Annotated in this window: 8 protein-coding genes and 1 pseudogene; 8 read left to right on the forward strand and 1 reads right to left on the reverse strand. The window is 51.7% G+C overall.

From position 1 onward, the window contains the following. The first annotated feature begins 342 nt into the window (after nucleotides 1–342). From JHU38_RS09915 to cysS, 3 genes are all read left to right on the forward strand, one after another. Entirely contained in the window at nucleotides 343–762 is a 420-nt protein-coding gene (locus tag JHU38_RS09915) for a SufE family protein (RefSeq protein ID WP_107582396.1), read from the forward strand. A gap of 2 nt (nucleotides 763–764) precedes the next feature. Next, complete coding sequence (locus tag JHU38_RS09920) at nucleotides 765–1328, forward strand: RNA methyltransferase (protein ID WP_107582010.1); 564 nt, start codon at nucleotides 765–767, stop codon at nucleotides 1326–1328. Between the two features lie 86 nt (nucleotides 1329–1414). Further along, entirely contained in the window at nucleotides 1415–2905 is a 1491-nt protein-coding gene (cysS, locus tag JHU38_RS09925; RefSeq protein WP_107582397.1) for a cysteine--tRNA ligase, read from the forward strand. Nucleotides 2906–2970: 65 nt separating this feature from the next. On the opposite strand, the gene JHU38_RS09930 is transcribed toward cysS, so the two are convergent. Beyond that, on the reverse strand, nucleotides 2971–3492 hold the full coding sequence (locus tag JHU38_RS09930) for a porin family protein (protein ID WP_232369922.1): 522 nt from the start codon (nucleotides 3490–3492) through the stop codon (nucleotides 2971–2973). Between the two features lie 45 nt (nucleotides 3493–3537). Here JHU38_RS09930 and JHU38_RS09935 point away from each other — a divergent pair, with 45 nt between their 5' ends. The 5 genes and pseudogenes from JHU38_RS09935 to JHU38_RS09955 all read left to right on the forward strand — a co-directional run. After that, on the forward strand, nucleotides 3538–5094 hold the full coding sequence (locus JHU38_RS09935) for a RagB/SusD family nutrient uptake outer membrane protein (protein ID WP_232369923.1): 1557 nt from the start codon (nucleotides 3538–3540) through the stop codon (nucleotides 5092–5094). Nucleotides 5095–5117: 23 nt separating this feature from the next. Then, nucleotides 5118–6530: a DUF4623 domain-containing protein gene (locus tag JHU38_RS09940; protein WP_107582011.1), complete on the forward strand. Its 1413-nt coding sequence runs from the start codon at nucleotides 5118–5120 to the stop codon at nucleotides 6528–6530. A gap of 39 nt (nucleotides 6531–6569) precedes the next feature. Further along, nucleotides 6570–8018 carry a glycoside hydrolase family 10 protein gene (locus JHU38_RS09945; RefSeq protein ID WP_107582012.1) on the forward strand — a complete coding sequence of 483 codons (1449 nt, stop codon included), beginning with the start codon at nucleotides 6570–6572 and terminating at the stop codon, nucleotides 8016–8018. 454 nt (nucleotides 8019–8472) lie between these two features. After that, entirely contained in the window at nucleotides 8473–8964 is a 492-nt protein-coding gene (locus JHU38_RS09950) for a 3'-5' exonuclease (RefSeq protein ID WP_107582013.1), read from the forward strand. Between the two features lie 40 nt (nucleotides 8965–9004). Continuing rightward, nucleotides 9005–9325 (forward strand): annotated as a pseudogene (locus JHU38_RS09955) (sulfatase-like hydrolase/transferase); the annotation flags it as partial. Between the last annotated feature and the right edge of the window lie 181 nt (nucleotides 9326–9506).

A 9506-nucleotide genomic window follows, 5' to 3' on the forward strand; every position in this document is an offset into this window, starting at 1 on the left:
GCTAAAAAGGCAGCTATTGAGCGGCAAAAAGCGGCAAAATAGAGGGAGAAAACAAGCTTCTGAAAGGATGGTTGAGCGCAAGGCGTTGATAACCAGCTATTTGTAAAACGCGCGAAAATCGCGTTATTTCCGGCCGCTTGCTTTCTTTTTTGAAATAACGCAAGCAGTAAACGATGTTTGTAAAATAAATTCCGAATCACCGCTAAGTCCCTTTTGGGATGAACCTCTGTATTGCCGTCGCTTCGGTGTTGGCCTTGGGCCGACGTTCTATGGCTCCCGGAGGGGAAGTTTCGGCGGCATAGCTTTGGTAGTTCGGGCAGATTGTGTTATTTTTGCAGCATGATGAAAACAATCAATGCATTACAGGACGAAGTCATTGAGGAATTTAATGACTTCGAGGATTGGATGGATAAGTACCAAATGCTCATCGATTTGGGAAACGAATTGGAACCATTGGATGATAAATACAAAACAGAGCAGAACCTGATTGATGGTTGTCAGAGCCGTGTATGGGTGCAATGCGATGTTGTTGATGGCCATTTGGTGTTTACGGCAGAGAGCGACGCGCTCATCGTAAAGGGCATTATAGCCTTACTTATCCGTGTAGTCAGCGGGCATACGCCGCAGGAAATCCTCGATGCCGACCTTTATTTCATCGACCGTATAGGCCTGCGCGACCATTTGTCGCCCACCCGTAGCAATGGCTTATTAGCCATGGTGAAGCGTATCAAGGCCTATGCGCTGGTGTATTCTTCCAACTAAAGATGCGCAAACTCAAAACTATTGAAATGAACCGGCTTTCCGTTGAAGAGTTCAAGGAAGCCCGGAAGCTGCCGCTCATCGTTGTTCTTGACGATGTGAGGAGCCTGTATAATGTGGGCAGTGTGTTTCGTTCGGCCGACGCTTTTCGTGTAGAGGCCATTTATCTCTGCGGAATCACGGCCACACCGCCCCATCCCGAGATTCACAAGACGGCTCTCGGAGGCGAGGATAGCGTAGACTGGCGATACTTCGAGACGGCTGAAGAGGCCGTCGAACAGCTCCATCGCGACGGTTATTTTGTGTATAGTATCGAACAAGTTCAAGGTTCTACGAAGCTGCAAGACCTGAAACTGAATGCTTCGCAGTCACCGATGACCTCGCAAACCGCCATCATCTTCGGCAACGAAGTGAAAGGCGTGAAGCAAAGCGTGGTCGATATGAGCGACGGATGTCTCGAGATTCCGCAGTTCGGAACCAAGCACAGTCTTAATGTCAGCGTCACGGCCGGTATCGTTATCTGGGAGTTTGCCCGCCGGCTGCTGACGGACAACGCGGCTTCGGAATAGCCTGCCATGCGGCGGTTTCGGCCCCGCGTGCCTTGTTTTTCACCATATTTCCATTACCTTTGCAAATCATTATCAATCATCCGCTTATGGAACAGACTTTATTTATATATAACACGCTCAATCGTCGCAAGGAAAAGTTCGTGCCGTTGCACGCGCCCAACGTGGGTATGTATGTATGCGGACCTACTGTCTACGGCGATCCGCACCTGGGACACGCCCGTCCCGCCATCACGTTCGACCTTCTCTTTCGCTATCTGAAGCACTTAGGTTATAAGGTGCGCTACGTGCGCAATATCACCGATGTGGGCCATTTGGAGCACGACGCCGACGAGGGCGACGACAAAATCGAGAAAAAGGCGCGGCTGGAACAGCTTGAGCCGATGGAGATAGCCCAGCACTACACCAACCGTTACCACCAGGCCATGGACGCGCTCAACGTGCTTCCGCCTTCCATCGAGCCGCATGCCACGGGCCATATCATCGAGCAGGAAGAACTGGTCGGCCGGATTCTGACCAACGGTTATGCCTATGAGAGCAACGGCAGCGTGTATTTCGACATCGAAAAATATAACAAGGATTATCAATACGGCATTCTCTCGGGCCGCAGCTTGGAAAACCTCATCAACGAAAGTCGCTCGTTGGCCGGCGTGGGTGAGAAGCGTCACCAGGCCGACTTCGCCCTTTGGAAGAAGGCTCAGCCCGAACATATCATGCGTTGGCCCAGCCCCTGGAGCGTGGGGTTCCCCGGTTGGCACTGCGAGTGCACGGCAATGGGGCGCAAATACTTAGGCTCCCACTTCGATATTCATGGCGGAGGCATGGACTTAGTGTTCCCTCATCACGAGTGCGAGATAGCCCAAGCCGTGGCCAGTCAGGGCGATCAGATGGTGCGTTATTGGATGCACAACAACATGATTACCATCAACGGACAGAAGATGGGTAAATCGTTGGGCAACTTCATTACGTTGGAGCAGTTCTTTACGGGCAGTCATGCCGGCTTGGAACAGGCTTATAGCCCCATGACCATTCGTTTCTTCATCCTCTCCGCCCACTATCGCAGCACCGTAGACTTCTCCAACGACGCCCTCAAAGCAAGCGAGAAAGGATTGGAACGCCTGATGACCGGACTGGGAAATCTGGCTCGCGTGCCCGTATCGGATAAGTGCGACGCTCAAACAGAGCTGTTTGTGAAGCAGCTGCGCCAGCGTTGTTACGACGCGATGAACGACGATTTCCAAACCCAACTCGTCATTAGCTACCTCTTCGAAGGCTGCCATGTCATCAATACGCTGCTCGATCATACAACACAGATTTGTGCCGACAGCCTGAAAGAACTGACCGAAACGATGCAACTCTTCGCTTTCGAGTTGTTGGGGCTGCGGAGTGAGCAGGCAGACAACAACGAAGAGCGCGAGGAAGCTTACGGAAAGGTTGTCGATATGGTGCTCGACCTGCGCGCCAAGGCCAAAGCCGAGAAGAACTGGGCCGTGAGCGACCAGATACGCGACGCCCTGGCTGACGCCGGATTTGAGGTGAAAGACACCAAGGACGGCGTCACTTGGCGACTGAACCGATAGAAAACGAAAAGACAAATACGGAAAAATCCCGACTCGTTTGACGATGAGTCGGGACTTTTCGTATGTCAGAAGTTAATGCCTACGGTCAGGTTGAAACAGCCGTTGCGGGTCTCGTCGAAGTTGTCTTTGCCCACATTGGCCAGTCCGATGTCGTAGCCGGCCTCCAGATACAGCTGTTGGAACGAGGCTCCCACGCCCAGTTTCAAGCCTCCGTCGAAGCGGTTGAAAGTGTCGTCGTAGTCATCGTCGAAACTGTTGTAGGCCGCACGGTGATTGTAATCCTTGATTTTGCCGCCTACGCCGCAGGCTAAGTAGCCGCCCACAAAAGGCTCGATAGTGATGTCGCGGTCGGCCCGGTACTTGTATTTCAGCACCAGCGGAACCTCGAGATAATTGAGCGAGTAGGTAAACTTTTCGTTGTTATACGTGCTTTTGCCACCTTTCTCCGTGTAGTAGGGTCCCGATTCCAAGAAGAGCGGTGCACGATAGGAAACGGGCGCGCCGATGGCCAGTCCGATGTTCAGTCCCGTTGAGGCCTTGTTGGAGTCGAACAGAGGCGAGTCGGAGCTGACGGTCGATACGCCCAAGCCAAGCCTGAAGCCGCCATATACGGTACTGTTGCTTTGGCGGGCATGATAATTACGGTAATAACCGGTCCGACGTGGAACTTCGCGTGGGTGCGCAAGGCCAACGTGATGATCGACCGCATTACGCGTCTGATGTCCGACGTGCTTACCGACGCGCAATATAGGCACTGGATGGGCGTCGGACGCTTCTTCAGAGGTCTGGAATATGCCCGACTGGTCAATGTCTTCGGCAACGTACCGTATTACGACCATGAGGTTAAGAACACGGAGAAAGACGAGCTTTACAAAGACCGCACCCCTCGCAACGAGGTGATGGACTCGGTGTATAACGACTTTAAGTATGCCATGAGCAACGTGAGGCTCGACGACGGACGGCAAAACGTGGACCGTTATGTCGTGGCGTCGTTCGTGTCGCGTTGGGCCTTGTTCGAGGCTTGTTGGCAAAAATACCACTATACGAACGACGAACGTGCCCGCAAGTTCTTCATGTTGGCCATCGAAGCGGCCGAGTTGGTGATGAACAGCGGAAAATACGATATCGTAACCGACTTCAGAACGCTCTTCGGATCGACCGATCTTACCGCTTCAAAAGATTGCATACTCTATCGTAAATACGATGCCGCGCAAGGCATCACCCATTGTGTGGCTTCCTATTGTAATATGAATTCGCCCAACGACATAGGGCCGAACCTCGACCTCATCAAGGCTTTTATCTGTACGGATGGCAAAGACTGGCAGACGTCCGCGTTGGCGACGGCCAAGGATTTCACGTTGTCCAATCTCATTCGTACACGTGATCCGCGGTTTGAAGCGAGCTTTTACGGCGAGCCGACAATGATGGCGAAAAGCTGCGCGCTGTATGTCACGAAATTCATACCGCGTAGCGCGCTCGATTATATTCAAAGCGGAGGGTCGCCCGCGCCCGAATTTCAAGGCGACAAGAATGTCACGGGATATCCGGTCATGCGCTATGCCGAAGTGTTGCTCAACTGGATAGAAGCCAAAGCGGAATATGCCACGCTTGGCGGACCGGCCGTAACCCAGGCCGATATTGACAAATCGGTCAACAAAATCCGCCAACGCCCGCTCGACCAGGTGGCAAAGGACAAAGGCGTGAAGCAAACGGCGCCGATGGATTTGGCCAATCTGAATGCCGATCCCAAAAGAGATGCCGACGTACCGGCATTGATATGGGAGATACGGCGAGAACGGAGAATGGAGTTCGCTTTCGAGTTCTCGCGTATCATCGACCTCAGACGATGGAAGAAACTCGGGTATATGGACACCGATGCCAATCCCGACCTGCTCATAGGAACGTGGGTCAACTTCCCAACGGAGCTGAGCAGCGAGCTGAAAGCGGAAAACAAAGGAAAGCATCGGGTGAAGGACGCGGCGGGAAACCTCGTCGTCTACGATGGAACCAACGGCGCAAAAATGGTAGGTTTTTTCTATCCGCTTGAGAATTTAGGCCGATTCAAATTCTTGGACGTACCCAATGTAAATCCTTATCTCTCGCCAATCGGCGTCAACGAAATCAAGGAATACGAAAAAAGAGGCTATCATCTGACCCAGACAGAAGGCTGGCCGCAAACGAACGAATGAAAACCGCTTAAAAAGACAAAGTTATGTACAAGCTGAAATATATGGCATTTGCAGCCGTCGCCCTGAGTTGCTGCGGCTTGGCGGCGTGTGGAGACTCCTATCCGGAGAGCCACGTGGACCCTTACGACACCGATTTGCTGTCGATAAAGATTGTAAACGCCGGTCCTGCCCAGAACGAAACGTTGACGGGAACAATAGACGAGGAGAACAAAATGGTCAACTTCCCGCGGCTTGACCCGGCCAGCAACTTCGCCGCCATCAAGATAGAGGCGGAGGTTTCGGCAGGAGCCACCGTACAGAAGACGGAATACGACTTCTCGATGGATGTGGAAGACACCTATAAAACACTTGTGTTAAGAGTCAGCAACCATCATCGATATAAAGATTATTTCATCAGGGTGAGAAAGCATGTCGATGTATATGGCGCTGATTTTAACAACGTGAAAGTCGCTAACTTTACAGGCGACAACAGCTATCCCGACTACACCAGCTCGCTTACACGCTGTGCCGACTTCGACGGTACGCACGTATTGGTCGTTACGCGTAGCGCCACACGCCCCCATCTGCTGAAGGTGGCAGACCTGCGGGAGAACAAGATTGCCCCCATTCCGCTTGATCTCACGGATGTAAGCGGCGGAACTTTCGCCTATAACATGGGTGCTTTGGCCAACGGACACGTGTATGTCGCGTCGCTGTCGGGCTCAAAAGCGTCGCCGTTGAAAATCTATTATTGGGACACCCCGAAGTCCAAACCGGAGGTGATAGCGAATATCAATGTCGGAAGCATACCCGGAACGGGCGCACGCCATGGCGACAACATGTCGCTCAACATCGATAAAAACGGTAACGGATACATCTTTTTCGGAGATAACGGTTCGACGGAGATTCTTCGATTCACCGTAACCGGACATAAAACCATTGATACTCCGACGATCCTTCCCTCCAATTCGGGTATGACAAGCAGCATGGGAATGTATCGCATTGAAGACACGTCACAGTACCTTTTGGGCGGTTTGCGTTTCCCCGTGGCCCTTACCGACGAGATGGGCAGCGTGAAGTATCAGCTGAACAAAGACCATATCGCGGCCGAATCCGTGGCCGCACGCATCTTCACCTTCAACAAAGCGCGTTATCTGATGACATGTACGGTGGGCTATGGCAGCGGTTCCAAGGTTACGCCTACACTGAATTTATACGACATTACAAAAGGTGGCACGGTGCAGGAAGCGCTCGAAAGATTTGACACGGGCGATACCCATACTCCCGTCTATAGCTTTATTCTGGGCGGAGCGTTTGTCACCGCGCCCGGCGTTAACACCAATTACTATATCGAGCGCGATGCCGCCGGCAACGACGTGAAGCTTTATCTCTTCGCCTCGCGCATCAATTCGGGATTTGTCATCTGCGAACTTCCCGCAGCGGTAGACGAAGATTGACGACGTCCTCACAGTATTCAACATAACAACGGAATCGATATGAAAACATGGAAGAAAATCGTCGTAATGCTGTGTGCCGGTCTTATCGCGGCCTGTCACGACAGCAACGATACCGACGAACCCGTAATAGAAACGCAGTTGCTGCCCAAAAAAGAACTGCGCGGCGTGTGGATGGCTACCGTATGGGGATTGGATTGGCCCCGCGGTGACTACAACACAGAAACGCAAAAGGCCAAGTATATCGAGTATATGGACTTGTTCGCCGACAATAACATCAACGCGGTCTTTGTTCAGGTGCGGGGAATGGCCGACTCATACTACGACTCGTCCTATGAGCCGTGGAGCAAGTACATCACCGGCGTGGCGGGAAAGAAGCCCGACTATGACGTCTTGCGCTTTATGATAGACGAGGCACACAAACGCGGCATCAGTTTTCACGCGTGGATCAACCCTTATCGCGTGGCCACCAGAGCTAATAATAAGGAGGAATTTCCCGAATTGGACGCTAAAATACCGGCTGCGTTGACCAAGGATTACAGCACTATCCGTGTCTACAATCCGGCCTTGCCGGAGGTGAGACAGCGCATTTACGATATTGTGAAGGATCTGATTACGAAGTATGACGTGGACGGCGTGCATCTTGACGACTATTTCTATCCGGCCTTGCCTGTCGACGAGAGCCTCAACGACAGCACCGAATACAAGACGTATGTGAAGAAAAACGCCGAAGGTAAGTATGAAGTCAGCTTGGAAGACTTCCGCCGGAATAATGTAGACCTTGCCGTAAAAGGCATCCACGACATCATTCAAGCTACGCGTCCGGAAGTGGTGTTTTCCATCAGTCCCGCCGCCAACAACGACAACAACTATAACCGGCTGTTTGCCGATGTGCTGAAATGGTCGCGTGAAGGATGGACGGAAGCCATCATACCCCAGCTCTACTTCCTGATGGGAACGGCCGAAACCAGCTTTAACCATCGGTTGCATTGGTGGTCGCAGTTCACCTACAACAACGCGCTTTTCGTGGGATATGGCGTTTACAGGTTCAGCGGCGACGCCCAGGAGGCCGCTTACAGAACATCCGGCGACCTGGCCGATCAGTTTGCTTTCGCCTCTACGATGCGGAAGGTGCAAGGCAGTGTGCTGTACAGCGCCCACAGTTTGCTTGAAAACAAAACCGATATCATGGCCGTTATTCGTGAAACATATAAGCAACCGGCCCTGTTGCCTTATTTGGGCAAGGCCAAAGCCGTACTTCCACCCGCTCCTTCGAGTTTGCGTCTCAACGGGAAGGAACTGCAATGGACAGGTCCCGCCGACGCGTATTTTGCCGTTTATCGCGGCAATGGCGCCGGTAAGGTCGCGACGTTGGTGGCCGTCACACGAGATACGAAGCAGGAATTGCCGCAGGCGGGCACTTACTTTGTAACGGCGGTCAACAAAAAGGACAACGCTGAAAGCCAGCCTTCACAAGAAATAAGCTATTGACGTTTTGGGTTCATTGCAAACTTGGCTATGTTCTCACTATTCTCTGACGATTGATTTGGATTTATCAAGCCTCTTATAAGGATAGATATTATACAAAACGCACGGCAACGAATGATTGGAGAAGCATCATTGAAGAGCCTTTTGTACTACGGTGGCGGGATTACCGCTGCGTGGTAATTTGGTTACCGGCCATGTAGTAACAGCTTTACCGCTATGTGGTAACGTGATTACCGCGCAGCGGTAATATTTGGGTAATTGCTCAACTGATTTGTGATTGCTGCTTTTCATTATTCTCTAATAGCCGATTTCCTCTATAAACAGTATAGACCACTCGTTTTTATTCTACCGGTGTAAAAATGTTTTTATATATGTTTGGGTTGAAAGTTCCACTTTTTTACGCCCATTTCCTTCATAAACTTGCGAAAGTTCGGTGTAATACATATCTTTGCATTCTATGGACAACTTTGCGGCAATCGACTTTGAAACGGCCAACAGTGAGCGTACCAGCGTATGCAGCGTAGGCATTGTGATCGTAAGAGACGGGAAGATAACGGACACGTTTTACTCGCTGATTCAGCCCGAACCCAACTATTACACGTATTGGTGTACCCGGGTTCATGGGTTGACGGCCGTAGATACCGACTGTGCGCCCGTCTTTCCCGACGTATGGCGACAGATAGCGGCGCGCATCGAAGGGCTTCCCTTGGTGGCACACAACAAGGCTTTCGACGAGAGTTGTCTGAAAGCCGTGTTCCGTTGTTATCAGATGGACTATCCCGACTATCTCTTCTTCGATACGCTCCGTGCCGCAAGGCACAGGCTTCCACACCTTCCGAATCATCAGCTCGACACCGTAGCCCGTGCCTGCGGTTGCGACATGACCAATCACCACCATGCTTTGGCCGACGCCGAGGCATGCGCACGTATAGCCATGCAGCTGCTGTAGGCGGCAGAGATTACAAAAGGGAATTGGAAAATAACAGAGAATGAAACGAAATACTTCTATATGGATTGCGGAAGCGGCGGCATTGGCCGTCGCTCCGTCACTTACGGCGAAACCGTACAAGCCGGTTAAGCCCAATATCATTTACATTATGTGCGATGATATGGGGTATGGTGACCTGGGATGTTATGGTCAGAAATATATTCTCACGCCGCATATAGATCGTATGGCCCGTGAGGGCATGCGATTCACGCAGGCCTATGCCGGCGCTCCGGTAAGCGCTCCTTCACGGGCCTGTATGATGACGGGCCAACATTCGGGGCACACGGAAGTGCGTGGCAACAAGGAGTATTGGACCGGCAGCCCATTGTTCCCCATTACCACGCCGTGGAAATAATAAAAGAAAGCAGGATGTGATTTGTGATATCTTGCTTTCATCATTCTCCAATGACCGCGATTTGGGCTCACTCGATCATTTGTGGGGCCAAGTCTGCAAGCGATGAAGTCATATAAATCTGTCAATCGTTTATGGGAGCGGGAGAGAC

It is taken from the genome of Prevotella illustrans (assembly GCF_017426725.1).
In the GTDB taxonomy this organism is placed as follows: domain Bacteria; phylum Bacteroidota; class Bacteroidia; order Bacteroidales; family Bacteroidaceae; genus Prevotella; species Prevotella illustrans.